The 26858-nt window shown below is 39.6% G+C and carries 25 protein-coding genes and 1 tRNA gene; 8 read left to right on the forward strand and 18 right to left on the reverse strand.

All coding sequences use genetic code 11. The features are described from left to right. Positions 1–157: 157 nt before the first annotated feature. From crnA to map, 3 genes are all read right to left on the reverse strand, one after another. Positions 158–1504, reverse strand: a complete 1347-nt coding sequence (gene crnA / locus SOI76_RS05630) for an MFS transporter (protein WP_104079044.1) — start codon at positions 1502–1504, stop codon at positions 158–160. Positions 1505–1908: 404 nt separating this feature from the next. Next, the gene (locus tag SOI76_RS05635) at positions 1909–3027 is read right to left on the reverse strand and encodes an OmpW/AlkL family protein (RefSeq protein WP_104079043.1); all 1119 of its coding nucleotides are present in this window, start codon (positions 3025–3027) and stop codon (positions 1909–1911) included. Positions 3028–3231: 204 nt separating this feature from the next. Continuing rightward, positions 3232–4059 carry a type I methionyl aminopeptidase gene (map, locus tag SOI76_RS05640; protein ID WP_002118165.1) on the reverse strand — a complete coding sequence of 276 codons (828 nt, stop codon included), beginning with the start codon at positions 4057–4059 and terminating at the stop codon, positions 3232–3234. Positions 4060–4269: 210 nt separating this feature from the next. Here map and rpsB point away from each other — a divergent pair, with 210 nt between their 5' ends. From rpsB to SOI76_RS05670, 6 genes are all read left to right on the forward strand, one after another. Then, a complete protein-coding gene (gene rpsB / locus SOI76_RS05645) occupies positions 4270–5022 on the forward strand; it encodes a 30S ribosomal protein S2 (RefSeq protein ID WP_002118204.1) in 753 nt (250 codons plus the stop codon). A gap of 137 nt (positions 5023–5159) precedes the next feature. Continuing rightward, positions 5160–6035 (forward strand): translation elongation factor Ts, encoded by an 876-nt coding sequence (gene tsf, locus SOI76_RS05650; protein WP_004791001.1) that lies wholly within the window; start codon positions 5160–5162, stop codon positions 6033–6035. Positions 6036–6100: 65 nt separating this feature from the next. Then, complete coding sequence (locus tag SOI76_RS05655; RefSeq protein WP_104079042.1) at positions 6101–6586, forward strand: DUF3465 domain-containing protein; 486 nt, start codon at positions 6101–6103, stop codon at positions 6584–6586. 104 nt (positions 6587–6690) lie between these two features. Continuing rightward, a complete protein-coding gene (locus SOI76_RS05660) occupies positions 6691–7515 on the forward strand; it encodes an AraC family transcriptional regulator (RefSeq protein ID WP_049837122.1) in 825 nt (274 codons plus the stop codon). 94 nt (positions 7516–7609) lie between these two features. Further along, positions 7610–8326, forward strand: a complete 717-nt coding sequence (locus SOI76_RS05665; RefSeq protein WP_104079041.1) for an AzlC family ABC transporter permease — start codon at positions 7610–7612, stop codon at positions 8324–8326. A 1-nt stretch (position 8327) separates the two neighbouring features. Further along, entirely contained in the window at positions 8328–8645 is a 318-nt protein-coding gene (locus tag SOI76_RS05670) for an AzlD domain-containing protein (RefSeq protein WP_104079040.1), read from the forward strand. A gap of 43 nt (positions 8646–8688) precedes the next feature. Here SOI76_RS05670 and SOI76_RS05675 read toward each other — a convergent pair whose 3' ends face one another. The 11 genes from SOI76_RS05675 to exoX all read right to left on the reverse strand — a co-directional run bounded on the left by SOI76_RS05675 (position 8689) and on the right by exoX (position 17849). After that, positions 8689–9138, reverse strand: coding sequence for a DUF962 domain-containing protein (locus SOI76_RS05675; protein WP_032053355.1), 450 nt, complete (start codon positions 9136–9138; stop codon positions 8689–8691). Between the two features lie 574 nt (positions 9139–9712). Next, positions 9713–10324, reverse strand: a complete 612-nt coding sequence (locus SOI76_RS05680; protein ID WP_002118141.1) for a septal ring lytic transglycosylase RlpA family protein — start codon at positions 10322–10324, stop codon at positions 9713–9715. Positions 10325–10613: 289 nt separating this feature from the next. Beyond that, positions 10614–11615: a lytic murein transglycosylase B gene (gene mltB / locus SOI76_RS05685; protein WP_016140462.1), complete on the reverse strand. Its 1002-nt coding sequence runs from the start codon at positions 11613–11615 to the stop codon at positions 10614–10616. Between the two features lie 19 nt (positions 11616–11634). Then, a complete protein-coding gene (gene rodA, locus SOI76_RS05690) occupies positions 11635–12777 on the reverse strand; it encodes a rod shape-determining protein RodA (RefSeq protein WP_057074415.1) in 1143 nt (380 codons plus the stop codon). Between the two features lie 126 nt (positions 12778–12903). Further along, positions 12904–13554: a hypothetical protein gene (locus SOI76_RS05695; RefSeq protein WP_016140464.1), complete on the reverse strand. Its 651-nt coding sequence runs from the start codon at positions 13552–13554 to the stop codon at positions 12904–12906. Between the two features lie 23 nt (positions 13555–13577). Continuing rightward, positions 13578–14390 carry an NADPH-dependent 7-cyano-7-deazaguanine reductase QueF gene (gene queF / locus SOI76_RS05700; RefSeq protein ID WP_104079039.1) on the reverse strand — a complete coding sequence of 271 codons (813 nt, stop codon included), beginning with the start codon at positions 14388–14390 and terminating at the stop codon, positions 13578–13580. Further along, positions 14387–15160, reverse strand: coding sequence for an ABC transporter permease (gene yadH / locus SOI76_RS05705; RefSeq protein ID WP_016145917.1), 774 nt, complete (start codon positions 15158–15160; stop codon positions 14387–14389). Before yadH ends, queF begins: the two co-directional genes overlap by 4 nt. Further along, positions 15157–16092, reverse strand: coding sequence for an ABC transporter ATP-binding protein (yadG, locus tag SOI76_RS05710; RefSeq protein ID WP_002118101.1), 936 nt, complete (start codon positions 16090–16092; stop codon positions 15157–15159). Before yadG ends, yadH begins: the two co-directional genes overlap by 4 nt. A gap of 117 nt (positions 16093–16209) precedes the next feature. Then, positions 16210–16286 (reverse strand) — tRNA-Arg (locus tag SOI76_RS05715). Between the two features lie 102 nt (positions 16287–16388). After that, positions 16389–17018: a hypothetical protein gene (locus tag SOI76_RS05720; protein ID WP_104079038.1), complete on the reverse strand. Its 630-nt coding sequence runs from the start codon at positions 17016–17018 to the stop codon at positions 16389–16391. A 144-nt stretch (positions 17019–17162) separates the two neighbouring features. Then, positions 17163–17849 carry a putative quorum-sensing-regulated virulence factor gene (gene exoX, locus SOI76_RS05725; RefSeq protein WP_104079037.1) on the reverse strand — a complete coding sequence of 229 codons (687 nt, stop codon included), beginning with the start codon at positions 17847–17849 and terminating at the stop codon, positions 17163–17165. Positions 17850–18098: 249 nt separating this feature from the next. Between exoX and SOI76_RS05730 the strand changes: the two genes are divergently transcribed. Continuing rightward, positions 18099–19328, forward strand: a complete 1230-nt coding sequence (locus tag SOI76_RS05730) for an alpha/beta hydrolase (protein WP_104079036.1) — start codon at positions 18099–18101, stop codon at positions 19326–19328. Positions 19329–19351: 23 nt separating this feature from the next. Here SOI76_RS05730 and SOI76_RS05735 read toward each other — a convergent pair whose 3' ends face one another. Then, positions 19352–19513 (reverse strand): hypothetical protein, encoded by a 162-nt coding sequence (locus SOI76_RS05735; protein WP_104079035.1) that lies wholly within the window; start codon positions 19511–19513, stop codon positions 19352–19354. 60 nt (positions 19514–19573) lie between these two features. On the opposite strand from SOI76_RS05735, the gene glyA reads away from it, so the two are divergent. Next, on the forward strand, positions 19574–20827 hold the full coding sequence (gene glyA, locus SOI76_RS05740; protein WP_104079034.1) for a serine hydroxymethyltransferase: 1254 nt from the start codon (positions 19574–19576) through the stop codon (positions 20825–20827). A 62-nt stretch (positions 20828–20889) separates the two neighbouring features. Here the strand turns inward: glyA and oprM are convergent, their stop codons facing one another. Genes oprM through adeF form a run of 3 tightly spaced genes read right to left on the reverse strand, consistent with a single transcriptional unit; the run spans position 20890 to position 26784 of the window. Then, complete coding sequence (gene oprM / locus SOI76_RS05745) at positions 20890–22365, reverse strand: efflux transporter outer membrane subunit (protein WP_104079033.1); 1476 nt, start codon at positions 22363–22365, stop codon at positions 20890–20892. A gap of 12 nt (positions 22366–22377) precedes the next feature. After that, a complete protein-coding gene (gene adeG, locus SOI76_RS05750) occupies positions 22378–25557 on the reverse strand; it encodes a multidrug efflux RND transporter permease subunit AdeG (RefSeq protein ID WP_057074421.1) in 3180 nt (1059 codons plus the stop codon). Between the two features lie 6 nt (positions 25558–25563). Next, entirely contained in the window at positions 25564–26784 is a 1221-nt protein-coding gene (gene adeF, locus SOI76_RS05755) for a multidrug efflux RND transporter periplasmic adaptor subunit AdeF (RefSeq protein ID WP_104079032.1), read from the reverse strand. Positions 26785–26858: the final 74 nt, after the last annotated feature.

Consider the following 26858-nt stretch of genomic DNA (forward strand, 5'->3'; position numbering starts at 1 on the left):
ATTATAATAATGATGATTTATTGTAGAAGATATATCGAACAATATCGATATAGTTGGGGGAATATTTAAGAAGAATTAAAAAGTTTTTAAGAGTCGTATTTTATGAGAAGACAATTAAAGAAGCAGACATCATTTTGATTTCTGCTTCTTATAAAAATTAAGCGGCGGAATTACGTTCAAGTAATGCTTGTTCAAAAAGGACTTGTTCTTTTTCTTTATGTTCAGTGGTAAAGCGAATCAAAATTACGCTACAGCCTGCGACTATAACCAGGCCACCTAAAATAAATAGGCAAGTTTGAACATCAAGCAAGCCTTTAAGTAGGAAGCCAGCAGCTACAGCACCTACATTGCCACCAGCCCCAATAATGCCAGCAACACCACCTAAGGCATTACGGTCAATGAATGGTACGAGAGCATATGTTGCACCACAAGCCATGTGAGTAAAAAGGGCAAAAATCGTCATAGAAATAATTGCAAGAGCAACCACATTCATTTGAGAGAAAAGAATTAAGAATAAACCTTCGCCCAAAATCATGAGCACCAGTACTTTAGTGCGGCCATCTAAACCTTTTTTCAGAGCGACTTTATCGGAAATAATACCGCCAAGTGCACGAGCAAAGAGTGCAAGAAGACCAAATATTCCGGCAGTTAAACCAGCAGTTTTTAAATCCATTTTGAACTGATCAACATAGTACATTGCTGCAACATTATGGATGAAAATTTCGATTCCGAAGCACGCTCCGTAAGCCACAAATAAAATCCAGACGCGGTAGTTGCGAGCAGCTTGCATTAAAATCGCCATCCCACCTTTTTTACCACTGCCAACTTCAATGCCTTGTGCACGAACTTCTTTAAAATTTCCTTGCGGGCAATCTTGGGTGAGTTTCCAGTAAAGAATACCAACAATGACCATCATTATGCCAGGTACGACTAACGCAACCCGCCAACCCATAGTTTGTTCGACGCCGAACATGATAATTGCACCGAGTAATAAAGGCATAAGCGCTTGGGTTGCACCGCCACCAGCATTTCCCCAACCTGCCGCTGCTGCATTTGCTGTCCCTACTATGTTAGGGGCAAACATGACACTGGTGTGATATTGCGTAATGACAAAGCTTGCACCAATTGCACCAATCAGCAAGCGGAAGAATAAAAAGGATTCATAACTGTTGGCCGCAGCTACTCCAAATACCGGAATACTTCCTAATAGTAATAGGGTGGTGTAAGTGATGCGGGGTCCATATTTATCACAGAGTGGACCGACAGCGAGTCTTACTAAAATCGTAATCGCAACGGCAGCAATATTAATATTGGCAATTTGATCTTTGGTTAAGCCGAACTCACCTTTAATCACTGGCATTAATGGAGCACATGCAAACCATGCGAAGAAGCACACAAAGAATGCGAGCCATGTCATATGGAAGGCACGCATCGCTGGAGTAGAAAAACTGAATAATTTAATCTCAGTTGCTTTTTTTGCATCTAGATTGATATTTGAAGACATACGCCGTCCCCCTGAACTGAACGAAATGTTAATTTGCATGGCAATTTATTGCCTACCTGCATACCGATCAGAGCGGACATCATTGGCCGTCTTGGTTTATTCACTGAATCATCGTTGATTCATCTTGCTATGAATAAAGCAAAGCTTGTGCCAAAAAATTATTTTTACTAAAAGGAAAAGCTTAGTTTTTAATTTTATTAATTTAGTTATTAAACATAAAAATTATTAGTGTAGGGAATTTTAAAGAAAGAAGATGATAAAAGTGAATAAAGAGGGATTTGATGGACTTATTTTTGGAAAGTGCTCATTTTTTTAGCACTTTGTTTTAAAAAGAGGCAGTGTGTAGAAAGGAAGAAAGCTATAAAAACGCGACTAAGTTTTTATAGCTTTGAGATTAATAATGATTAGAAACGATAGCCGACACCTACATAAGTAATAATTGGATCAATATCAATGGATGTTTTTGCATTAATTAATTCTTTCCCTGTATTGCGATCAATTACATTAATCTTAGCATCACTACTCATTTTTGAATATGAAACTGAACCTACAGCAAACCAGTTTGGTTTAAAGTCATAGGTTGCACCTAATGTAACAATCGGCGCAAAAGTATCGGTCGCTTCAAGTTTTACAATTGGATCCGCAGAAGATGTTTTACGATCTAATGCTGCACCTGCCTTATTATCATGGATATTCTGAATCATATGACCCGCTTGAATTAAATCGGCTTCAATACCAGGGTTCATTTTTAAATCATTGAAGTATGCATACATCACCCCAGCTCCGACATAAGGACGGAACTTATTTACCCCTGATTTACCAAATTGATACTGGAGCTCAACGGCGGGTAGCCATGCACGAGCAGTCGCAGCCTTACCCCCCTGAGAAAGATCAGTAATATGCAGGTCTTGTTTTAAAGGAATATCTCCACCCGCCTTGGAAATTCCATCTCCTATGATTCCTCCAATCGAAGATCCATCTTTTAGGGGAGTCGCTTTTCCAGAAAGGGGAGCGTAAATATTACCTTTTCCATTAATATCTACTTTAGGAGGAATACCACCTTTAATTTCTAAAGATAAATTGTCCGTAAAGTTGTAATTAAACATAAGACCAACAGTGTCAACATCAGCAGCTTCTAAACCAGAACCTTGTTGTTGCCATTGAGAGAGACCATTAACTTCTGCTGTACCTGCAAGTGATGAGGGAAGAGTGTCTGTAAACTTATCAAGAAGGCTAATAGTGCTATACCAGAATTTTCCTGAAGTTTTACTTTGGTCGATTGCATCTAAAACGGCTTTTGTAGATACATCTCCAACTTTAGATGTTGTACCTTCTGCAACGCTAGTATTGATATTGATAGGGTTTCCAGAGCCTTGAGGCATGGCATGGAGCCAACCAGCAGAGACAGAAAAACGTTTGAAGCCATCGCCATCTTTAAAACTAAAATATGGTGAAGCGGCATAGGTGACTGTTGGCAGAGCAAAAAAGGCAGCTGTCATACAAAATAATGACTTTTTCATCATAAAAGGACTCCATGTCCGAGCATTTGTTTACTGATTTTTATTGAGCCCACCATACCTTGTTTTATTGAATAGATTGTGTATTAAAAATTAATAATTGTAATTTTTTTGAAATATTTGTTTATATTTAGAAAGATTTATTAATGAAAAGTACATAATAAATAATAAAAGGCTACACAAAGTAGCCTTTTATTTAAGTTTTTTAAATTATTGGTTGAAGCGAGATAAGTCTTCTTCAGGACGAGCAGTTAAGACTTCAATGCCTGTTTGGGTAACTAAAATAGTATGTTCATACTGAGCTGAAAGTTTATGGTCTTTGGTTACGACAGTCCATTTGTCCCCTAACAATTTAGTTTGCCATACGCCAGCATTTACCATAGGTTCAATTGTAAAAGTCATACCTGCTTCCAGACGCATACCTGTACCAGCTTGACCATAATGGAGTACTTGAGGTTCATCATGGAAAACAGTTCCAATACCGTGACCACAATATTCGCGTACTACACTAAAACGTTCTGATTCGACATACTTTTGGATTGCATGGCCGATATCACCTAAATATGAACCATCTCTAACAGTTGCCATTCCACGATACATCGCTTCTTGAGCAACTTTACATAGACGGTTAGCTAAAATAGAAGTTTCACCACCAACGACATACATCATGTTGGTATCACCGTGATAACCGTCTTTGATGACAGTGACATCAATATTAAGAATGTCACCATTTTTTAAGATTTTATTTTCAGAGGGAATACCATGACAGACAACATGGTTAACCGAAGTACAAATAGAGTGCTGAAAAGCAGGGCGCCCAGGAGCTCCACCATAGCCTACACATGCAGGAATAGCATGCTGCACATTCTCAATGTGATTACGACAAATGGTATCAAGTTCAAGTGTACTCACACCTGCCTTAATATGGGGCTTGATCATCTCTAGAACTTCAGCCGCCAGTCGTCCTGCAATGCGCATTTTTTCAATTTCATCTGGAGTTTTGATTAATCGACGTGGAGCTGTATAAGTACTGTTCATGATCTCTAAAAACTTTTGGTAATTTACAAGTGTCTATGGTATAAATAGCCGCCCATTTTATCAAATGCTTTTCGTGAATATCTTTTACGAACAATTTTGATAGATGGAGTAAAAAATCCGCACATATATCGTCACATTACTCTGGGTGCCTGTAAAAGGGTGGAGAATGCGGATATATGGAGGCCTAACCCAACTTTTAAGGTAAAGAAAATGGCAGATTACAACGTAAGCATGCGCGACCTTCTTCAAGCAGGTGCGCACTTTGGTCACCAAACTCGTTTCTGGAACCCAAAAATGCGTCAATACATTTTTGGCGCGCGCAACAAAATTCACATCATCAACCTTGAGCACACTGTTCCTGCGTTAAATGATGCTTTGAACTTCGCTAACCAATTAGCAAGCAAAAAGAACAAAGTTTTGTTCGTTGGTACAAAACGTGCTGCTTCTAACATCATCCGTGAACAAGCTCAACGCGCTGGTCAACCATATGTAGATCACCGTTGGTTAGGTGGTATGTTGACGAACTGGAAAACACTTCGCCAATCTATCAACCGTTTAAAAGATCTTCAAACTCAATCTCAAGATGGTACTTTTGCTAAGCTTACTAAACGTGAAGCTTTAGAACGTGCTCGTGAGATGGAAAAACTTGAGCGTTCTTTAGGCGGCGTTAAAAACATGGGTGGTTTACCTGACGCATTATTTGTAATCGACGTTGATCACGAAGCGATTGCAATCAAAGAAGCGAAGAACTTAGGTATTCCTGTTATCGGTATCGTTGATACAAACTCTAACCCAGACAACGTTGATTACGTTATTCCGGGTAACGACGATGCGATCCGTGCAGTAACTCTATATGCTTCAGCTATGGCTGACGCAATTCTTGCTGGTAAAGAATACGCTCAATCTCAAGCGAACGCTCAAGCAAAAGGCGATGACGCTGCGAAAGACGCTTCTGAGGCTTAATGCGTTTTGACGCAGGCTTGTCATTTTTGCGACATGTAATGGTGGCAAATTAAGCGTCGAGAGTGCAAACGGCCCAGAGTTTCTTTGGGCCGTTTTTGTTGAAAAGATTTATTTTCTACCGATTTTAGGAGATCAACATGACTGCAATTACTGCAAGCATGGTAAAAGAATTACGTGACCGTACTGGTCTTGCAATGATGGAATGCAAAAAAGCATTAACAGAAGCGAACGGTGACATCGAGCTTGCTATTGATAACCTTCGTAAATCTGGTCAAGCTAAAGCTGCTAAAAAAGCTGGTAACATTGCTGCTGACGGTGCAATCACAATCGTTCAAGAAGGCAACAAAGCAATTCTAGTTGAAGTTAACTGTCAAACTGACTTCGTTGCTAAAGACGAAAACTTCTCTAACTTCTCTAAAGCGGTTGCTACTGCTGCTTTAGCTGCTGGTGAAACTGATGCTGCTAAAATCGCTGAATTAAAATTAGCAGACGGTCAAACAGTTGAAGAAGCTCGTATTGCGCTTGTTCAAAAAATCGGTGAAAACATCCAAGTTCGTCGTGCGAAAATCGTTGAAGGCGAAAACTTGGCTATCTACAAACACGGTTTAAAAATCGGTGTTGTAGTTTCTTATACTGGTGATGCTGACACTGGTAAAGGTATTGCAATGCACGTTGCTGCATTCAACCCAGTAGCTGTAAATGCTGAAGCTGTTCCTGCTGACCTTATCGCTAAAGAAAAAGAAATTGCTGAAGCGAAAGCGTTAGAATCTGGTAAGCCAGCTAACATCGTTGAGAAAATGGTAACTGGTTCAGTTGATAAATACTTGAACGAAGTTGCTCTTGATCGTCAAATGTACGTAATCGACAACGACAAAAAAGTTGCTGATGTATTAAAAGCAACTGGTACTACTGTTGCTAACTTCGTACGTTTCGAAGTTGGTGAAGGTATTGAGAAAAAAGCAGAAATGAGCTTCGCTGAAGAAGTTGCTGCTGCTCAAGCTGCTGCGAAGTAATTCGTATCACAATAAAAAAAGCCCCATTGGGGCTTTTTTTATCTCAGTTAAATTAAGGGTAGACAATGACAAATAAAAAAAATCTCAGTATTGGTGGTGTCATAATTTTATTGATTGCTGCATATTTTGGTCTGGATTTATCTGGGCATAAGCAAAATCAATCGCCATCATCAGTCATACCCGAAGCTCAGCATACTGAAACTACTCTTGCAAATAATGGGGTGGATACAATAAAAGCTGCTTATGAGCAGAGACACAGTAATGTTCAAGTGCAGGGAAGTGGCCGAGTAAAAGCAATCTTAAGAGATGATAATGATGGGTCGAGACACCAGAAATTTATTCTTGTACTAAAAAATGGCCTTTCAATTTTAGTCGCACATAATATTGATTTAGCACCTAAAATTCCTAATTTGAAAAAAGGTGATGTCGTAGATTTTTACGGTGAATATGAATATAACCCAAAAGGTGGTGTATTGCACTGGACTCATCGTGATCCACAAAATCGTCATGAAAGTGGTTGGCTCAAACATGATGGGCAAATCTACCAATAAAGCCGAATAAACAAATAAAGAGATTGTTTTTATAGAGCAATTTTATTCTATTCAGTTTCTTAAAACATGCTATGGTTTTTTTATTGAATAGATGAGACGTATTTATGCAGCGGGAGCAAGCCGATTATCTGCATGTGCGAGAGCTGGGCGGTTTAGAGTTACTAAAAGCACATTATCACCAAACACAATTTTCGAAGCATACTCATGAAGGGTACTGTATTGGTGTGATTGAAGAGGGAGCACAGTCTTTTTTTAGGACAGGCCAGCTGCATGTAGCTCCTAAAGGCGACATTATTTTAGTAAACGCTGACGAAATTCATACGGGTTCATCTGCGGTAGAGTCAGGTTGGCGATATCGAGCAATTTATCCTACACCTGAAATGTTGGCAGAAGTCAGCCAAGATTTTTTTGAAAATTCACGTGGGGCGCCCTGGTTTCCTCAAGCTGTCATTCGTGACTTGGGTTTGGCTCAACAACTATGTTTACTCTTTGATTTATTAGAACAAAAAGATAATTTTTTACTTAAAGAAACGATGTATTTATCGACTTTAGCTTGTTTAATGAAGCGACATGGTAAATCAAATCATACTTTTTGTGAGTTGCCTGAAGCATATTCAAAAATATTAAGAGTTAAAGAATTACTGGTAGAAATGCCTGAAACAAATTTTTCTTTGCAAGATCTGGCTGATATGGTGGGGCTAAGTGCATGGCATTTCTTAAGACAATTTAAAAAATATGTGGGCTTGCCACCTCATGCTTGGCTTGTTCAAGCACGCTTACAAAAAGCAAGGCAATTATTAAAACAGGGTGACCAAATTGCGATGGTGGCACAGCAATGTGGTTTTTCTGATCAAAGCCATTTTAATCGTCACTTTAAAAAAGCAATGGGAGTGACGCCTACTCAATATGTAGCTAGCCTAAATAACTAGATTATTAAAAATTTATTTACAGCAATTTTATTCAATATAAATCAACTCTCATTACGCATTTTATAGAGAGATCTTTTATCTTGGATTTTTATATATGAATATTCAGCTTCATCAGTTGGTGAGGTTTCCAAAAAATAAGCCACCCTATCTTTTTTTACGTGGTGCAATGGATATTTTGCCCTTGTCAATTTCTGTTATTCCGTGGGCAATTTTGGCAGGCTCTATGGCAATTCATGCAGGTTTATCTTTTTATAAAGCCCTTGCGATGTCGGGAATTGTTTTTGCTGGAGCAGCTCAATTAGTTAGTTTAAGCATGGTAATGGAAGGGGCATCTACTTTTACAATTTATGTGACGATTTTCTTTTTAACGGCTCAGCATTTTATTTATGCATTAACTTTAAGAAATGACATTTCTGCTTTGTCTCTTTCGAAACGGTTAAGTTTGGGTTTTTTATTAACGGATGAATTATTTGCGGTATGTGCATCCGGTGAAAAAAGACAGCCAGAATATCTGTTGGGTGCAGGTCTGTCTTTTTATTTATTCTGGGTAGTTTTTAGCTTGGTTGGAATACTTTTGGCAACAGTGATTCCTGATTTACTAAATTATCATTTAGATTTTTCCATTGTGGCTATTTTTATTGCTATGATTGTGCCGTTATGTAAAGGATTTCCAGTCATAGCTGGTGTGCTAACAACTTGTTTAAGTGGGTTTTTATTTAAATTTTATCAAATTGAGGGTGCGATTTTACTTTCAGGATTAATGGGGATGTTAATTGCTGTTTTAACTGAAAAAATAGGTAAGGAGCAATAATATGTCTTGGTTTATGATTTTAGGCTTGGCAGCAATCGTCTTTTTTAATCGCTATTATTTTTTAGAACCTACTGTTAAAATTAAATTACCGCTTATTCTGAATAAGATGCTTAACTATTCTGCACCTTGTTTATTAACTGCAATTTGTATTCCAGTTATTTTTTTCGATGGTGATCATTTAAGAGGCGTGATAAATAATCCTTATATTTATGCAGCAATCTTTTGTATTGTGATCGCTATGTACCTAAAAAAAGTTCTTTTAAGTGTGATAGCAAGTTTAGGATTTTTTTATTTTATAAATTTTCTAATAAATTACTAACATGCAAAAGCTGAATCGAAAGGATTCAGCTTTAAATCCATCTTTAAGCAAGAGCTTGTTTTTGTCTGCTTTTCCATTTAGGTAGGATTTTTGAGAGATAAGCATCCATACACCAAACTGGTCCAATTAGTAGGAATTGTAAATCTTTAAAGAAAGATGGTTTTTTGCCTTCGACTTTATGACCGTAAAATTGTCCAACCCAAGCAATCACAAAAATAGCGATATAAAATCCGACTCCTACAGGTAGGGTATAAATGAGCCATGCCATAACAACAAGTAAAGCAGCCATTGCAACAGCAAGTACAAGATCTAAACGTGCATAAAATACTAAGGTCAACACAAGTAATAAAGTAGTAAGCAATGTGCTGAAATGCGCAATGATTCCAATAATAGAAAATAAAATGGCGGGAACGCAAAGCCAGTGAATTTGTTTATTGGTTGGATTTTGATGACTTTCGCTATATTCATCAAACCATTCAGTAATGGATTTCATGAGTAGCACACTCCTTGTTTTAACTTTGATTTATTTTTTGTGAGTATATTTTAGCCTGTTCTTGGGGATCTCAACAAGAAACTAACACTATTCAACTATAGGGAGCGTTGTATTAAAAAGACCTAAGAAAGGGCAAACGAAAAAATAATGTGACTGTGATTGAAATAGGGGGCAATACGACCTCAAGAATGGGGTAATTTTTCATAATATTTTTTCTCTATTGCTAGATGATGAAAACAGCAAAAAAAGTGTAATTTTGAGATGGGTGGGAAAATTGTGTGAAAAAGCTCTACTCATCTACTCTAAAAACGCCATAAATAGCCTTTATTTTGGAAAAATGGTACTAGGGTAGCGCAAATTTGAAAAAGTCGCTCTAAACGCAAATTAGACGTAAAATTAACTAGTATTAAATAAACATGGTTTTTTGTTTAAAAAATATTCAAATCCAGAGCTAGATAAGGGTTAAAAAAAGAGGATTTTTTAAACTTTAAGTGAGGAATTATTTTGATAACTCAAAATATAAAAAAGCCGCAGAAAAATTGCGACTTTTTACATGAACTCGAGAGGCTATAACTTATGAAGTTGGGCCATCAACACGCTCAATATTTACTTTTGCAGTTCCGGCATTGGTAATGCCAAGACGTTTAGCTGCACCGTAAGATAGATCAAGTACACGGTTGCCATGGAAAGGACCGCGGTCATTTACTTTTACAACCACACTTTTACCATTGTCTTTATTCGTTACTCGAATATAACAGTTCAATGGTAGGCTACGGTGAGCAGCAGTTAGAGCATTCATGTCGAATGTTTCACCACTTGCAGTTTTACGACCATGGAATTGGCGGCCATACCAAGATGCCATACCAGTTTGGCTAAACTTACGAACAGTGTTTGAAGCTACTGTGTTAAGTTTTTCAATCACTGAAGGCTCATCTTCAGGGATTTCAATTTTTGCTGCGATCGCTTGACGACGGATTTGATCGCCAGAACGTTCAGTGATTGAAAGACTGTTAATATTAGAAAAACGAGAATTAAAGTTTTGAGTATCTTTACTCAACACACGTGCTGCTAGATTAGGACCATCTACATCACTGTTTAATGATGATGACTGCACCATTTCAGCGTGCAGTGGGGCCATGCTTAAACTAGCCGTCAGTGCAAGAACGTATTTCAGCGATAACTGCATTTGTATAAACTCCTGAGAACATGTACTTTTTTCTTTCAGCCATTGACTGAAATTTAAAGTGAACATGCCTTATTATTCACTTTTGCAATTGCTATATTGGGGTGGATAATATTCATCGCTTACGGAGAGTGTCTAGTCTTTAACGAGAAATCGTTACAAAAAGGGCAAAAACTTACAGTTTTAGATTAAAAAACAACCAATGGTGTAACAATTTATTTAAAATGTATGTATTGTGAGCTATTTAACAAAAATATTTATTGACTTTTGGTGTGGGTGTGAAAAAGCTAGCCTATCGGCTAGCCACTTCAGTGCCTAATAACCACACAGCGGTAGCGTACATGCGGCTCTTATTATAAGTCGTAATCACTTGAAAATTCGGGTAAGTTAAATAGTAAATTGGACCGTTATAGTCTTGTAATTGAATTACATTCACCATGTCCAGATCATCAATTTTAACTAAAGGATTTAATGGTGCGATACCTAGTGTCTTTAGTGCGCCATAGGGGAAAGGTTGCGTTAAATCTTTCGCAATAATACTTTCCGGATTTGATCCTGTATAACGTGCCATAAACCCGATAGGCTGATCGCGTTGCCAACCTTGTTTTGCTAAGTAGTTTGCAATTGATCCAATAGCATCTTCTGCTGAGTTTCTTAAGTCGATATGTCCATTACCGTCATAATCCACACCATATTTACTAATATTACTTGGCATAAATTGCGGATAACCTATCGCACCTGCATATGAGCCAACAATACTTCTAGTTGGATAACCTTCTTTATACGTCCATGCAATCAGAGCAGCTAACTCATCACCAAAATATTCAGCGCGGCGAGGGTAGCCAAAAGCAAGAGTAGCTAAAGCATCACGTGTAATAAACGAACCTTTATTTGCGCCATAACCTGTTTCAACGCCCAAAATACCTAAAATCACAGCTTGAGATACGCCATATTGCTGTTCAGCGCGATTTAAGGCATCTGCATATTGGTTTTTAAAACGCACACCGCGCTGAATTGTGCCTTCCACCAAGAACATGGAACGATAGTCATACCAAGGCTTACTTTCCCCTGGGCGAGTCATAATATTTAGAATGTTTGGTAAATTTTTTGCGCCGCTCATGGCTGCATCCACTTGATCGCTACTTAAGCCATAAGCATTCATCGTTTTTTGTTTAAAGTTTAAATAATCAGGATGTGTGGCAAAATCGTTAGCCTGAGCAAAATGACTGGTACTGATTAAGCCAGTACACAAAGCAAGCATTTTTAAAGTTTTATTTAAGTGTTGAGACAACATATCGTTTTAAAATTCCAGATTATCGATGTGTATGAATGGACATGACTAAACCAAAGGTGGCCATTAAAGTAATAATAGCTGTTCCGCCATAACTCATAAAAGGTAAAGGAACACCTACTACAGGTAAAATACCACTGACCATTCCCGCATTTACAAATACATAAACAAAAAAAGACAAACCAAAAGCGCCGGCAACTAAACGTCCATAGTTATGGAAGCTTTGTAAACCAATCTGGAATGTTCTAAAAATAATAGCAAAATAAAGAGTTACTAAGATAAGTACACCGATGAGACCAAATTCTTCGGAATACGCAGCAATAATAAAGTCAGTATGCCCTTCGGGTAAAAAGTGTAAATGTGATTGAGTACCTTCAAGAAAACCTTTACCTGAAAAACCGCCAGAGCCAATTGCAGTTTTAGATTGAATAATATTCCAACCTGTACCGAGTGCATCTGCTTCTGGATTAAGTAAAGTTAAAACCCTTTGACGCTGATAGTCGTGTAAAAGAAATTCCCATGCAATAGGAATAATGACTGCTGCACAAGCGGCAGCTGCACCAATCATCCGCCATGATAATCCACTTAAAAATAAGACAAATATGCCGCTTGCCAAGACTAAAAGCGATGTCCCTAAATCTGGTTGTTCTGCAATCAGTAAAAAAGGAATACCAATTAACATTAATGATAAAACAACTTGTGAAAAGCTAGGGGGAAGAGGTTTTCTTGCTAAGAACCATGCAATCATCATCGGCATACCGATTTTCATGAATTCACTGGGCTGGACACTTCCGAAACCGGGAATATCAATCCAGCGCTGAGCACCCATTCGGACTTCACCGAACACCATGACTGCCACAAGTGAAAATAGACCAAACAAATAAAAGTAGGGTGAAAAGGCTTGATAGACCTTGGGTGGAATTTGGGCTAGGCCAACCATCACTAGAAAACCAATACCAAAACTCATGGCTTGTTTACTGACTAACCCTACATCTTGTGCTGAAGCACTATATAGTACAGTTAAACCTAACAGAGCATTTAAGAGCAAAAATAGGCATAACCACGGATCAATATGGAGTTGTTGCCACTTTGATGGTTGCATAGCGGTGCTAAGACCATCTCGAGGAGCTTGGCGTAAAAATTTATATTGTGGACTAGGAGACATGCGGCGTTAACTAGGTCAATCAGTGCTTGGCGCATGCTAACATAAACCTGATTAATGGCAATGTATATCAATATTTTGCAATAAAAAAACCTAGCTCTCGCTAGGTTTCCGATAGGCTATTTTTTATTAGTTAAAGAATAGACCATCATGATATTCAGCCATCGCTTTTAGTTCAGTACGATTTAAGCTAGGGATGAGCTTATCGATTGCAATATGAACTGCTTTTGTTACAGCCGCAGCGCCAATATCAGCAGCTTTACGTTTGATCATGCCGAGGTCTAATGTCTTGTTAAAATCAGACATAAAATGCTTGATCATAGCATCGCCGAATTGTTTATATAGTTCAGCTAATGCAGCTTTATTAATATCGTTGCCAGCTTCAAGCTCAGTGAAGTTATGCTTAAGGTTAGTGACTAAACTAGGATCTAAAGTTACACCTACTTTATATTGACCTTGTGGATCTTTAAATAAGCTTTTTTCAGAAAACTCTACAGACTGTTTTACAACATCGTTTGGTGCTTTGCTTAACAATTGTTTTAAAAGAACAGCAACTGTTGATTTGACATAGCCTGCTAGTTTTTCGGCAGTATCGCGTTTTTCACTTGCAGGGAAGTGCTGAACTAACTGAATTAAGACATTATCAATAATCTCTTCATTGAGTTGTAAAGCAATCTTATCGCGAAGTGGATATAAAGGTTCACTAGAATTTTTGTTCGCAATTCCAGTTTGTATATCGTTCAATAAGCCTTCAGAAGGGGTAAAACCAAAAAACGGCATGGTATATCCTCAAATTATTCGTTTTATTGTCGTGCCAATCGAATCGGTTTTGGCATCCATGAAAGATCCGATACTCGGCAAGGGTTAATATCAAGTCCGCCGCGACGAGTATAAGTTGCATAAACCATCAGCTTTTCAGGCTGCAAATTTTGCCAAATATCAGCAAAGATTTGCTCAACACATTGTTCGTGAAAACCGTTATGCTGACGGTACGAGATAATATAAGCTAAAATACTACGATAACAAGGTTTTTTGCCCTTAAAACGGATAAAAACTGTACCCCAATCCGGTTGTCCCGTGACTGGGCAGTTACTTCTCAAAAGGTGAGAATACAGTTCAATTTCTACTTCTTCATCAGACTCATCTTGTTTTAAAAGAGTCGCATCTGGATGTTGCTCTAAACGCTCTGGATCTAAGTCATCAATACAAATGCCTTGAGGCTTAGAAATCTCTAAATCATCTACCTGAAATAGGGTTAACTCAACTTTTGCGCCTGCCGCAGCCGATAAGTCTTTTTCAACTGTTTCAATAAATGACTGTTTAGAGTCAAACTGAGTGAAGTTAAGGCTATTGAAGTAAAGCTTTAGTGACTTTGATTCAATCAAATTTGGTGAAGAAGCTGGTAGCGTAATTCTGCCAATGGCAACTTGCGGGATAGCATGAGCGTTTAACCATGAAATTTCAAAAACATGCCACCAATCTTTACCTTGCGTAATACCTTCAATGTGCGAGTAGGCTTCACGAGACTGAGCACGAGCAATTGGAAATAAAATATCAGGTTGATAGTTAGTTGGATATTGAGTTTCTTTACCCAATAAAGACTGTTCGACACTCATTCACGCATTCCTGAACCACGAGCTAGTAAATAGTAAGCAATTCCGTAAAGTACAACACAGCATAATGTCACAATGATTAAAGAGAACGTAACATTCACGTCACTATGACCTAAAATGCCGAAACGGAAAGCGTTAACCATATACACAATAGGATTAATTAAAGAAAGTTTTTGCCAAAAAGGGCCAAGTGCACTAATGGCATAGAACACACCACCTAAATAGGTTAAAGGTGTAAGGACAAATGTTGGAATAATAGAAATATCATCAAATGATTTTGCATAAACTGCATTAATAAAACCACCTAATGAGAAAAGAACCGAGGTAATTAAGACTGTATATATAGTCACAAACCAGTTATGTATAAAAAGGTCTGTAAAGAACATACTCATTGTCGTCACAATTGCCCCGACCAATACACCACGGCAAATCCCACCAATGACATAGCCCCACAAAATAATATGTAGTGGTACGGGACTCATAATCAGTTCTTCAATGCTTTTTTGGAATTTCACACTAAAGAAACTTGAAGATACGTTAGCATAACTGTTGGTAATAACCGCCATCATGATGAGGCCGGGTACGATAAATTGCATATAGCTCACGCCACCCATTTGTCCAATGCGCGAACCAACCAAATTACCAAAAATGACAAAGTACAAACTCATCGTAATCGCAGGGGGTAACAAGGTTTGTGGCCAAATACGTAGAAATCGGCGTACTTCTTTACGAACTAGAGTCCAGAGGGCAATTTGCAGTTGGCTAAAATTCATTTTGCCTCTCCTTCAAGATTTTTCTCGACCATTTTGACGAATAGCTCTTCTAGACGGTTCGATTTGTTTCGCATACTACGAACACGAATACCTTGTGATTCTAAAAGCTGGAATAAGTCATTTAATGTATGGGCCTTATCCATTGTCACTTCTAAAGTGCTGCTATCAATTAAGTTGAACTTCACACCAATAATATTTAACTGGAGTGGGGCAATAGGTTCTGCCAAATCGAAAATAAAAGATTCTTCACTGAGCTGGTTTAAGAAACTTTTCATGCTGGTGTCTTCTTTAATGACACCGCGGTCAATGATAGCAATTTGACGACATAACATTTCTGCTTCTTCGAGATAATGTGTAGTCAAAATAATAGAAGTACCGCTTTCGTTCATTTCGGTCAGAAAATCCCACATAGAACGGCGTAACTCAATATCTACACCTGCGGTAGGCTCATCTAAAATAAGAAGTTTAGGCTCATGCATCATGGCACGGGCAATCATGAGGCGGCGCTTCATACCACCAGATAACATGCGTGCTTGTATATTACGCTTTTCCCATAAACCTAGTTTTTCTAAATAATGTTCGGCACGTTTTTCTGCAATCTTTTTATGAATGCCGTAATAGCCCGCTTGGGTGACTAAAATATCGAACGCTTTTTCAAACTGTCCAAAGTTAAATTCTTGAGGGACAACGCCAAGTTGTTGTTTTGCCAAGGATGGATGAGTGTCGAGATTGTGTCCAAAAATCTCAACTGTTCCTTCGGTTTTTTTCGTGAGGGAACTGATAATACCAATGGTTGTTGATTTGCCGGCACCATTTGGGCCTAACAACGCATAAAATTCACCTTCAGGCACAGTGAGGTTAATACCTTTTAACGCCTGAAAACCATTACGATATGTTTTGGACAAATCTCTTAAAACCAAAGCATCAGTCATGAAATTCTCACATTATGAAAGAGGGGTATATTTTGAGCGATAATGATTAATAAACCAAGTAAAATAGTCGGAATTTTATAAAATTGAGATAAATTTATGAAGTTATTATATATAAACTGGTGCGCCCGGCGGGGATCGAACCCACGACCCCAGGCTTCGGAAACCTGTACTCTATCCAACTGAGCTACGAGCGCACATGTGTGGGCCACATCATAGGAAAAAAACACCCATAGGTAAAGCACGAAATAGGTAACAAGTGAGTTTAATGCTTAATTAAACAGCAGCTTGTTGTTTTTTTAGATGCGTTGTTGAATAAGTTGAATTGAATAATTAATAGAATGAAGCGTATGTGCTAGCTCATGAGGCGGGATACGTGACTCCTGTAAGCTGGTAATCCATTGCATTTGGCATATTTTAAGCTCTTGAAGTGTTTTTATTTGCTCTATTTTGTGAATAAGTGGTTTCGCCATAAGCCCACAATATTGACTCAAGCTTTGCTTCATCAACTGTTGTATTTCTTCAAAAGAGAGCTGTTGAACTCGAATTGGTGGCTGGCTATTTTCAGTATTTGTAGATTGCAAAGATGGTAATTGAGTAACCTGAATTTCACTAACTATATTGTCACTTTTATTCTCATCTATAATATTTTTTTGATGAGCTTCTATTGTAGTTACGGATGAGGGTGGGAAATATATTTGTTCATTTAATTCTGAATAACTTTCACCAGAAGGAGCAATAAGTTTTAAGTCAATAAGCTGTTGAATAAGCTCTGGTGATGCAATACGTTTTTTAAATTCGCTATTTAAATTTTGAAAATCTTCGTGATCTATTAATAGTAGTAAACGTCTTTGTTTTGCATTTAAAGTAATGTTGCGTTGTTGAAGCGCGACTCTTCCTAAATTGGTTCGATAAAAACCAGCCATCATTTTTCCCCAAATAAAAAATAAATCAGACTGTCCAATTTTCTCGGTTGAACAGTACTGTTTTTAATAAAATATAAATGGGGTTAACGATAAAACTCAAAAATGACAATATGATGAAGAATTGATGAATATCATCTATTTAAGACTTTAAAATGCGCCTTCTAATGCTTTACGTAAATAGATGTCAAGTTCATCTTGACGTAATAACCATTGAATATAGTCTTTAGGAAGTTCAGCAATTGCTGTGCCTTTATGCTTACCAAAATTAATAGTCGTAGGGATACGTGCTTCTTCAGAAACTCGGTAAAGCTCTTCAATGTCTTGAATATTTAAATGATAGACAATATGCATCAAAATATTAGCAGTCAAAATAATATCCGCATCGGCTCGGTGCGCGCCTTTGAGCAATTCTCGCGCTTTACCGCTGCCTTGAGAAATCATATAGATGAGTGCAGAAATATTATGCGCTTCTGCATCAGGCCAAGTTTTACGCGCTAAAGCTAGAGTACAAATCGGTTTGATATGAGAGACATCCACGCCACAACGAGCAATCGCGGCAATATCGTAATCAATATTGTGACCAATAATATAAGTTGTAGTCTCTGGCAATTTAAAAGTTTTATAGTGGGGCTGGTTTTCTAAATCTGACTCTAATATATGGTGTACTGCCATAGCCGCGTATGAGATAGGTGCACCAACCTGATAAAGTTGATCAAACAATTTGCTCTTATCTAAAGTCAATTTGCCTTCATTAATTTCAATTGGGGCATACGCAATTTCAATAGGCAAACCATTTAGTGTATGTGTTTCTGTATCTAAAATAATGGTTTGCATAACTGGCCCTTTAATCAATCACGAGTAATCAAGAATGTTAACAGTTGGCTACCCACTTTAAAACATGAAGTGAGGCCTGAGAGCAGCGAGAACGTTAATTTATATTAAAAATAGAGTTTTCTGAGATTAATTTCATCCAATAGAACTTGCGGAAAATAAAGATTAGGCGTAAATATTTTTAAGACATTAGGAAATGTTGATTAAAAAACTAAAGCAAAACAAAAATGGAATTTAAGGGAAGATATATCAATGAAAATGAACCTATTAATGACGAGCGTTCTTAGCACGAGTTTATTTTTAGTCGCTTGTGGAGGAGGGAGTAGTGATGATGACTCAGCTCCTACGAATCCATCTGGGACTCCAACCAATAATATTCAAAATCCAGTGGTTAAGGTCGAGGCTTACACAAGCACCAACTTAGGATCAGTTGCCGCAGAAAGTAGTATTTTGACTTATAAAATGCTGGGTCAAAGTGGTCAAGAAGTGCAGGCAACCAGTTTGGTATTTACACCAAACACTCCACCACCAGTAGGCGGTTGGCCAATTGTAGTCTGGGCGCATGGTACTACGGGTGTGGCAGATGCTTGTGCACCAAGTAAAGCAGCTTTAGCAGATAGTACAAAAGATTTAATTAGTAAATTATTAGCAGCTGGTTATGTTGTGGTCGCACCTGACTATGAGGGTTTAGGTACACCAGGCATACATCCTTTTTTAAATGTTAAAAGTGAGGCTTTTTCAATTACAGATGCGGTGGTTGCAACACGCAATTATTTATTACAGCGTAACTTATTAACTTCAAAAAAATGGTTAACAATAGGACATTCGCAAGGGGGGCATGCTGCATTAGGTGCTGCGCAATATGCGAGTCGTGCACAACTAGACTATAAAGGTACAGTAGCGGTAGCACCTGCTTCTAATCTAGGGGGTATTTTAGTAGATGGAGAGGCGCAAGTTGCGAATGCACCGATAGATATTAAAATTGCAACCTATGCACAGCTTGATACATATACAGCTTTGGTTACAGCTGGCATTCGCAACACACAACCTGCCTTTAATTATTCACAAGTATTTACTTCACAAATTTCAAGTATAGCCGCACAAGCAGAAAACCTTTGTTCAGGACCATTGTATGGAGCCTTTTATGAGGGTATGAGTAATTATGCTAAAGACCATAATGGCACACTAGATAGCTTTACACGTACACAACCTAATTTTATGGCAGTGCCGCTAGTTAAGACATTTTTGGAAAAAGATTCACAGCCGTTACAAGTAAAAGTCGCTACACCAATCATCATTTATCAAGGGATAGCTGATCCTACAGTACCTAAATTAGCAACTGATCTATTGATATTTAATGCCACTGCTGTAGGCACTAAAATTAATAGTTATGTGACTGGTAACTGGGACCATGGCACGGTGATGAGCAGTAACGTAGATAATATTGTTGGAAATGTTCAGACTTTACTGATGGCTCAATAGAGTTATTGATATTTAAAGGATTTTTAATGTTTTTCTAAGCTGGAATAAGCAATAGAAAAATTTAAAATATAAGCTTTAAAGCAGCTTTTTATTTGATTTATAAACAATGGCTCATTTTTTATAAAACTTGAGCCATTTTTATTTAAAACTGAGCTAACTTCATTCTGTTTAATTATAAAGTTCATGCTACAATATGCCGCAATCTTAGCACGGCTTAAAAGCCCTAATTTATAGGACCCCCGCTAATGTTTGCCAATATTTCCATTTCTGAATTTGATCCAGAATTAGCTCAAGCAATTGCTTCTGAAGGTGAGCGTCAAGAAGCACATATCGAGTTAATTGCATCTGAAAACTATTGCTCTCCTGCTGTGATGGAAGCGCAAGGATCAAAACTTACGAACAAATATGCAGAAGGTTATCCAGGCAAACGCTATTATGGCGGTTGCGAGTATGTGGATATCATCGAGCAAATGGCGATTGATCGTGCTAAAGAACTTTTTGGTGCAGATTACGCAAACGTTCAACCACACGCTGGCTCACAAGCTAACTCTGCTGTTTATCTAGCGCTTCTTAACCCGGGCGATACAGTTTTAGGTATGAGCTTGGCTCACGGTGGTCATTTGACTCACGGTGCAAAAGTAAGCTTCTCTGGTAAAACTTATAATGCAGTTCAATACGGTCTAAACGCTGAAACTGGCGAGATCGATTACGAAGAAGTTGAACGTTTAGCATTAGAGCACAAGCCACGTATGATCGTTGCTGGTTTCTCTGCTTACAGCCGTGTTGTAGATTGGCAACGTTTCCGTGAAATCGCGGACAAAGTTGGCGCTTACCTTTTTGTTGATATGGCTCACGTTGCAGGTCTTGTTGCTGCTGGTGTATATCCAAACCCAGTTCAAATTGCTGACGTAACGACAACGACGACTCACAAAACACTTCGTGGTCCACGTTCTGGTTTAATCCTTGCGAAAGCGAATGAAGAAATTGAGAAAAAACTTCAATCAGCTGTATTCCCTGGTAACCAAGGTGGTCCATTAATGCATGCGATTGCTGCTAAAGCAATCTGCTTCAAAGAAGCTATGTCTGATGACTTCAAAGCTTACCAACAACAAGTTGTGAAAAATGCTCAAGCTATGGCTGAAGTATTCATCGCTCGTGGTTATGATGTTGTTTCTGGCGGTACAGACAACCACTTGTTCTTGTTATCTTTAATCAAGCAAGATGTAACTGGTAAAGATGCAGATGCTTGGTTAGGTGCTGCTCACATTACTGTGAACAAAAACTCAGTTCCAAATGACCCACGTTCTCCATTCGTGACTTCTGGTATCCGTATCGGTACTCCAGCGGTAACAACTCGTGGTTTCGGTGAAGCTGAAGTTCGTGAACTTGCAGGTTGGATCGCTGACGTGATTGACAGCAAAGGTGACGAAAAAGTTATTGCTGAAGTAAAAGCAAAAGTTGAAGCTCTTTGTGCAAAATTCCCTGTATACGCACAATAAGTTGTAAACATAAAAAAAGCGCCATATGGCGCTTTTTTTATGTCAAGTTAATTAGATAAGAATTAACTTTTAGATTTTACCGATGACTCGGCATTATGCCAGCCACCACCTAATGCGCGGATTAAATCTACACTAGCCATCATTCTATTGCCGTTTAGCTGTGCAGAAAGTTGCTCTTGTTGCAAAATAGTCCGATCTGAGTCAATCACATCAAGATAGCTAATCGCACCTTCTCGATAACGTAAATGAGACAATTGATTTGCATGACGAGAAGAAGAAAGTGCTTGGTTTTGAGCCTGAATTTGCTGATCAAGAATTCTTTGATCTGATAAACCATTTTCAACTTCGCGAAATGCATTCAATACAGTTTGGCGATAGTTTGCAACGCTTTCTTCATAGGCAGCTCGCGCTTGAGCGACTCCAGCTTTACGTTGCCCGCCGTCAAATAATGGCAAAGACAAAATAGTACCTGCCACAGGACCAAGCAAGAATGTACGGCTCGACCATTTACCCAACTCACCTAAACTTGATGATTCATAACCGAGTGCACCTGTCAGGTCCAGTTTTGGGAAGAAGGCAGCACGCGCAATTCCAATACGCGCATTATCTGCTGCCATAGCACGTTCAGCCGCAGCAATGTCCGGTCGTCTTTCCAGTAAAGCTGAAGGTAAACCTGCTGGCAGACGGAGGCTGTTTGCAGTTAAAGGTTCAATTGCCAAGTTAAACTCAGCAGGTGTTTTGCCTAACAATACTGCAAGTGCATGCTCTGCATTAGCTCTGTTGCGCGCAATGTTCAGTGCATTGGTTTGTGCTGTAGCAAGTTCGGTCTGTGCGCGAGAAACATCTAATTCACTGACCAAACCATTTCTAAAACGTGTTTGAACTAAGTCTCTTGTCTCGCCAAGCAGTTTAATAGTGCGATTATAAATTGCTTGTTCAGCGTCAAGCTGACGAATGAGAAAGTAACCTTGGGCAACATCTGCTTGCAAAGCTAAAAGTGCTGACTGATATAAAGCTTCTTGTTGCTGTACATCAGCTGTTGCTGCATTGACACTACTGGCAATACGGCCAAATAAATCGAGCTCATATGAGACATTCGCTTGAGCACGCCATAAGGTTTGTGCAGATGTATGAGCGTTATCATCTAAACCGAGTGAAGCTGGAGATGGCTTTTGACGAGTTGGGCCAAAGCCAGCACCAATACTTGGCAAGCGTTCAGCTTGTGCTGCTGAACGTAATGCGCGGGAAGCTTGAATATTAGCCGCTGCCGCTTTAAGACTCTGGTTGCCAGAAATGGCTTGTCGTTCGAGCTCATTCAATTGAGCATCATTAAAAACACGCCACCATTCACCTCGAATCTGCTGATCAGCAGGTTGGGCAATTTTCCAGTTATTATCCTCAAGTTTAGGGTCAGACTCTTTAAATTTGACGGGAACTATGACCTTTGCAGGTTGATATTCAGGAGCCAAAGAGCAGCCTGCAAGGAGCAGGCTTCCCATGAGTGAGGACACTAACCATTTTTGTTTTGATGATGTCATCAAATGTCCTCCTTAATGATCGTGTGGGGTAGATAAAGGTGCTTCATGAACTGCCGCCGAATGCAATTTATGTTTGCTGTTCAGTGTGCGAATCAGCACATAAAAGGCAGGGGTCAGGAACAAACCAAACAGCGTTACACCGATCATGCCGAAGAACACTGCAATACCCATCGCATGACGCATTTCAGAACCTGCACCTGTTGAGGTAACCAGTGGTACGACACCCATAATGAATGCAATAGAAGTCATTAAAATTGGGCGTAAACGTAGACGGCTTGCTTCAACCGCCGCTTTAAAAGCAGTTGCACCTTGCATTTCGAGTTCTCGTGCAAACTCGACAATTAAGATGGCATTTTTACAGGCCAGCCCGACCAGCACCATCAGACCAATTTGGGTAAAGATGTTGTTATCTCCACCTGTCAGCCAAACACCTGTTAGAGCCGCCAAGATTCCCATTGGTACAATTAAAATTACAGCTAAAGGCAAAGTTAGACTTTCATATTGAGCAGCTAATACCAAGAACACGAGTAATACACTAATTGGGAATACCCAAAGTCCTGCATTACCAGCCAAGATTTTTTGGTAAGTTAAATCTGTCCATTCAAACTTGATACCACGCGGCAGAGTTTGTGCGGCAATACGTTCAACTGCAGCTTCTGCTTGACTAGATGAATAACCCGGTGCAGGGCCGCCGTTAATGTCCGCTGAGGTATAGCCGTTATAACGAACGACCATTTCTGGACCGTAAGTTTGTGTCACATTGACCAGTGATGACAATGGCACCATTTGTCCGGCACTGTTTCGGGTTTTAAGCTGCAAAATATCTTCAGGGTTAGCACGGAAAGGGGCATCGGCTTGTGCTCGAACCTGATAAACACGTCCAAAGCGGTTAAAGTCATTAACGTACTGAGAACCTAAATAAATCTGCATGGTGTTGAAAACATCTGTCACGGCAACACCTTGTTGCTTGGCTTTCACACGGTCCAGATCTACATTTAGTTGAGGTACGTTAATTTGATAACTTGAGAACATTGGACCAAGTTCAGGGGCTGATTGTGCTGCTTTCATAAAGTTTTGTGCAGCATCATTCAAAGCTGAATAGCCTAAGGCACCTCGGTCTTCAAGTTGGAGTTTAAAGCCGCCCATGGTACCTAAGCCCATCACTGGTGGTGGTGGGAAAACCGCAATATAGGCATCTTGAATAGCTGAATATTTTTGGTTGAGAGCACCAGCAATTGCATTGGCAGATAAGTCTTTAGCCTTACGTTCATCGAATGGCTTTAAGGTTACAAAGACAATACCAGCGCTAGAGCTGTTGGTGAAACCATTAATTGAGAGGCCAGGGAAGGCAACAGCACTTTCTACACCAGGCTGTTTAAGTGCGGTGTCACTCATTTTACGGATGACTGCTTCGGTACGATCTAATGAAGCGCCGTTTGGTAATTGAGCAAAGCTAATTAAATATTGTTTGTCTTGAGCAGGAACGAAGCCACCTGGAACAATATAAGAAATCCCAACGGTTAAGCCTAACAGTGCTGCATAGACACCCATTGCTGATGCTTTATGGGAGATAACACGACTTACGCCTTTACCATAGTTGTCTGACGCACGTGTAAATACGCGGTTAAACAATGCAAAGAAACGCCCAAATACACGGTTCATAAGGCGTGTTAATGCATCAGGTTTAGCATCATGTCCTTTTAGTAACATGGCAGCCAAAGCAGGAGATAGAGTAAGCGAGTTAAATGCCGAAATGACTGTTGAAATGGCGATGGTCATGGCAAATTGTTTATAAAATTGCCCTGTTAAGCCCGTCATAAAAGCAAGAGGAACGAACACGGCAACCAGGGTTAAAGCAATCGCAATAATCGGTCCGCTCACTTCTCGCATGGCGCGATAAGTTGCATCTCTTGGGCTTAAACCTGCTTCAATATTCCTCTCGACATTTTCAACGACGACAATCGCGTCATCGACCACAATGCCGATGGCAAGTACCATCCCGAACAGTGAAAGCGCATTGATCGAGTAACCAAAAGCGAGCATGAGCGCGAATGTACCAATAATCGAAACCGGTACAGCAAGCAATGGAATGATTGAGGCACGCCATGTTTGCAAGAATAAAATTACAACAATAACAACCAGTGCAATTGCTTCAAGTAAGGTGTGAACTACTGCTTTAATACTGGCACGTACGAATTGAGTCGGGTCATAAACAATGTCGTATTTAATTGAAGATGGGAAATCTTTTGAAAGCTCCTTCATCGTGCTACGCACTTGATCGGAAACTTGTAAAGCATTAGCACCCGGAGCTTGGAAAATTGGAATCGCGACTGCTTGTTTATTATCGAGTAATGAACGCAAGCCGTATTGTGAAGCTGCAAGTTCAACACGAGCCACATCACCCAATCGGGTAACCGCACCATCTGGAGCAGTTTTTAAAATAATATCGGCAAATTCTTGCTCAGTCGTTAAACGACCTTGAGCATTGACTGAGAGCTGTAAGGGTGAATTACTTGGTGATGCACCGATTGTACCAGCTGCAACTTGAATATTTTGTTCACGAATTGCATTCACAATTTCGGTCGCGGTGAGGTTACGCTGCGCTACTTTTTGCGGGTCGAGCCATACGCGCATCGCGTAGTCCCCAGAACCAAATAATCCGACTTCACCAACCCCTTGTAAACGTGCTAAACGGTCTTTTACGTTGAGTACCGCATAGTTACGTAAGTAGGTCATGTCATAGCGACTATCTGGTGAGGTCAGATGCACCACCATGGTTAAAGTCGGTGAGCTTTTTAAAGTCGTGACACCTAAACGCTGTACGTCTTCAGGTAAACGAGGCATAGCCTGAGACACACGGTTTTGAACCAGTTGTTGCGCTTTGTCTGGATCAATACCGAGCTTAAAGTTCACCGTAATGGTTAGGTTACCGTCGCTGTTTGCTTGAGATTGCATATACAGCATGTCTTCAACGCCGTTGATTGATTCTTCAAGCGGAGAAGCAACAGTTTCAGCAATTACTTTCGGGTTTGCACCCGGATATTGAGCACGTACCACCACAGATGGGGGAACAACTTCCGGATATTCAGAAATCGGTAGTTTAAACACCGAAAGCAGACCGGCGAGTAAAATCAATACTGATAAGACACCAGCAAAGATCGGCCGATCAATAAAAAATTTAGAGATATTCATATGGGCTTAACCTTTTGCCGGAGTTGATGTTTTATCTGTTGGCTGAGGTTGAGGAGTAGTACTGTTAACTGTGATTTGTGCGTTAGGCATAGGAACGAGATGTGGTGTAACAGGGTCACCCGGACGAATCCGCTGTAAACCATTCACAACAATACGGTCACCCGCTTTTAATCCGCTATTCACGATTTGCAAACCATCCTGTTGCGCACCGATTTTTATTTCACGGTAAGCGGTCTGATTTTTAGCATCAACTACTACGACAAAGCGTTTATCTTGATCGACTCCGATCGCAGTTGGGCTAATTAAAATTGCTGAACGAGGTTGACCTCCGCCTAAACGGATTCGCGCATATAAGCCTGGTAATAAAACTCCATTTGGATTGTCAAAGGTCGCGCGAACACGGATTGTTCCGGAGGTTGCATCTAGGTTATTGTCGATTGAATTGATCATACCTTCACGAGTAAAGCCTGTTTCATTGGCAAGTCCCATATAAACAGGAACTTGTGCAGAATTACGCTGGTTACTGATGTATTTCAGGTAGGTTTGTTCATCAACATCGAAAGATGCATAAAGGCGAGATACAGATACTAAACTTGTTAAAACCTGTGCTCCGTTACCTGCAGAAACTACATTGCCGACGGTGACTTCAGCACGGGAAATTCGACCGCTAACAGGCGCAGTAATACGGGTGTACTCAAGATTTAAGCGGGCAGATTGAACTGCTGCTCTAGCGGCTTGTAGGTTGGCACTGGCTGAGCGTGCATCATTTTGAGCTAAATCTAGCTCTTGACGTGAGACAGCATTACTTTGAATTAAACGTTGAATACGGGAAAGATTAGAACCTGTATAAGTGACTTGTGCTTCAGCTGAAGCGAGTTGAGCTTGGGCACGATTCAGTTCTGCCTCGAAAGGCCGTGGATCAATGGTAAAAAGTAAGTCGCCTTTTTTTACGAGACTGCCATCTTTGAAATGTACGGCAATGAGTTTGCCGGAAACTTGGGGTCGAATATCGACTTGATCAATTGCTTCTAAACGACCGGAGTATTCTTGCCAGTCGGTAATGGTTTTACTCACTACAGGGGCGACATCAACAGTAGCAGCTTGTTGGGCAGCGGTCGGTGCAGCTTTTGCATCGGCATTTTCATGTAAAAACATAAAACTGCCTCCTGTTGCTAAAATGGCAACAAAGATGGCAGACAGTGTGAACTGTTTGCGGGAAAATGACATGAGGTGCTCCTAGTTATTTGGATACCTGTTTTCAGACTTTTAGTTTTGGTCCGTATGGGAGAAACAGGGTTTAT

The sequence above is a fragment of the Acinetobacter pittii genome (assembly GCF_034064985.1).
GTDB lineage: Bacteria > Pseudomonadota > Gammaproteobacteria > Pseudomonadales > Moraxellaceae > Acinetobacter > Acinetobacter pittii_H.

What these genes read in the sequence shown, in the direction of transcription:
- SOI76_RS05680 (WP_002118141.1), bottom strand. Translation starts at nt 10,324, where the DNA reads ATGCAGTTATCGCTGAAATACGTTCTTGCACTGACGGCTAGTTTAAGC.
- yadH (WP_016145917.1), bottom strand. Translation starts at nt 15,160, where the DNA reads ATGAATTTTAGCCAACTGCAAATTGCCCTCTGGACTCTAGTTCGTAAA.
- rodA (WP_057074415.1), bottom strand. Translation starts at nt 12,777, where the DNA reads ATGTCTCCTAGTCCACAATATAAATTTTTACGCCAAGCTCCTCGAGAT.
- exoX (WP_104079037.1), bottom strand. Translation starts at nt 17,849, where the DNA reads ATGCAAACCATTATTTTAGATACAGAAACACATACACTAAATGGTTTG.
- SOI76_RS05655 (WP_104079042.1), top strand. Translation starts at nt 6,101, where the DNA reads ATGACAAATAAAAAAAATCTCAGTATTGGTGGTGTCATAATTTTATTG.
- adeF (WP_104079032.1), bottom strand. Translation starts at nt 26,784, where the DNA reads ATGTCATTTTCCCGCAAACAGTTCACACTGTCTGCCATCTTTGTTGCC.
- tsf (WP_004791001.1), top strand. Translation starts at nt 5,160, where the DNA reads ATGACTGCAATTACTGCAAGCATGGTAAAAGAATTACGTGACCGTACT.
- SOI76_RS05730 (WP_104079036.1), top strand. Translation starts at nt 18,099, where the DNA reads ATGAAAATGAACCTATTAATGACGAGCGTTCTTAGCACGAGTTTATTT.
- SOI76_RS05695 (WP_016140464.1), bottom strand. Translation starts at nt 13,554, where the DNA reads ATGCCGTTTTTTGGTTTTACCCCTTCTGAAGGCTTATTGAACGATATA.
- SOI76_RS05735 (WP_104079035.1), bottom strand. Translation starts at nt 19,513, where the DNA reads ATGAACTTTATAATTAAACAGAATGAAGTTAGCTCAGTTTTAAATAAA.
- SOI76_RS05665 (WP_104079041.1), top strand. Translation starts at nt 7,610, where the DNA reads ATGAATATTCAGCTTCATCAGTTGGTGAGGTTTCCAAAAAATAAGCCA.
- SOI76_RS05670 (WP_104079040.1), top strand. Translation starts at nt 8,328, where the DNA reads ATGTCTTGGTTTATGATTTTAGGCTTGGCAGCAATCGTCTTTTTTAAT.
- mltB (WP_016140462.1), bottom strand. Translation starts at nt 11,615, where the DNA reads ATGTTGTCTCAACACTTAAATAAAACTTTAAAAATGCTTGCTTTGTGT.
- SOI76_RS05635 (WP_104079043.1), bottom strand. Translation starts at nt 3,027, where the DNA reads ATGATGAAAAAGTCATTATTTTGTATGACAGCTGCCTTTTTTGCTCTG.
- queF (WP_104079039.1), bottom strand. Translation starts at nt 14,390, where the DNA reads ATGAGTGTCGAACAGTCTTTATTGGGTAAAGAAACTCAATATCCAACT.
- oprM (WP_104079033.1), bottom strand. Translation starts at nt 22,365, where the DNA reads ATGACATCATCAAAACAAAAATGGTTAGTGTCCTCACTCATGGGAAGC.
- SOI76_RS05660 (WP_049837122.1), top strand. Translation starts at nt 6,691, where the DNA reads ATGCAGCGGGAGCAAGCCGATTATCTGCATGTGCGAGAGCTGGGCGGT.
- adeG (WP_057074421.1), bottom strand. Translation starts at nt 25,557, where the DNA reads ATGAATATCTCTAAATTTTTTATTGATCGGCCGATCTTTGCTGGTGTC.
- SOI76_RS05675 (WP_032053355.1), bottom strand. Translation starts at nt 9,138, where the DNA reads ATGAAATCCATTACTGAATGGTTTGATGAATATAGCGAAAGTCATCAA.
- crnA (WP_104079044.1), bottom strand. Translation starts at nt 1,504, where the DNA reads ATGTCTTCAAATATCAATCTAGATGCAAAAAAAGCAACTGAGATTAAA.
- SOI76_RS05720 (WP_104079038.1), bottom strand. Translation starts at nt 17,018, where the DNA reads ATGATGGCTGGTTTTTATCGAACCAATTTAGGAAGAGTCGCGCTTCAA.
- glyA (WP_104079034.1), top strand. Translation starts at nt 19,574, where the DNA reads ATGTTTGCCAATATTTCCATTTCTGAATTTGATCCAGAATTAGCTCAA.
- map (WP_002118165.1), bottom strand. Translation starts at nt 4,059, where the DNA reads ATGAACAGTACTTATACAGCTCCACGTCGATTAATCAAAACTCCAGAT.
- rpsB (WP_002118204.1), top strand. Translation starts at nt 4,270, where the DNA reads ATGGCAGATTACAACGTAAGCATGCGCGACCTTCTTCAAGCAGGTGCG.
- yadG (WP_002118101.1), bottom strand. Translation starts at nt 16,092, where the DNA reads ATGACTGATGCTTTGGTTTTAAGAGATTTGTCCAAAACATATCGTAAT.